The organism is Streptosporangium sp. G11 (genome assembly GCF_051192615.1).
In the GTDB taxonomy this organism is placed as follows: domain Bacteria; phylum Actinomycetota; class Actinomycetes; order Streptosporangiales; family Streptosporangiaceae; genus Streptosporangium.
Genome location: NZ_JBPJUQ010000342.1, coordinates 1 through 723 on the forward strand (window position 1 = coordinate 1; position 723 = coordinate 723).

Genomic DNA, 723 nt, shown 5'->3' on the forward strand with positions numbered 1-723 from the left:
AGGCCTGGGCAGCGTCCAGTTCAGGGTCTGCTTGCAAAAGCGGAAGGTGTGCTCAAGGTCGAACCGCCGCACATAAGAGCGCCACAGCAGATCCAGGTCCACAGGGCAGCCGGTGGGGCCGTGCCACCACAACCACAAAGTGGCGGGCTTGCGGGTGCGGCCGGGTAGTGCGGTGACGGTGAGTCGAACCACGGTGCCGGCCACGATCGGGCGCGGGCCACGGCTGCCGTGCCCGTCATGCTGCTGGGTTTTGGCGTGCAGGCCGCTCCAGGCATGCACGGTGACCGTGCCGTACTGCGCATCTGTCGTGGTGAGGGTCGCGCTCGGGGGCGGCCAGGTGGCCGGATCGGTGCAGGCGAACTTCGCGCCGTGCCGACGCGGTCGGCCCCGGACGCCCAGTTCGGCGGGCGGCGGATCGGCATAGAAGCAGCGATCGGAGCGGATCCGCACCAGCAGCTGCGCGGGAGTGTCCTCCAGGGCGAGAGCCAGCCGGACCGGGTCGTAGCCGCCGTCGAAGACGAACAGCGGAGGTCGCCCGCTGGTGTCGGGCAGACGCGAGAGCAACTGGAGGATCTGGGCGGCCGCGGCAGCGTTGATGTTCGTGCCCGGCAGCAGGCGCACCACATCCAGCGGAGCGGTCCAGGAATTGGTCGTCAGCTCCAGGGCGGCCAGCCAGGAGAATGCCCACCCGGCGATGATCGGTTTGCCCGCCGAGTGCCGGGT

At 69.8% G+C, this 723-nt stretch carries 1 protein-coding gene; it reads right to left on the reverse strand.

Annotated elements, in window-relative coordinates:
* Nucleotides 1-723: transposase (locus ACSDR0_RS50930; RefSeq protein WP_435296191.1), on the reverse strand; the 723-nt coding region annotated here is incomplete at both ends.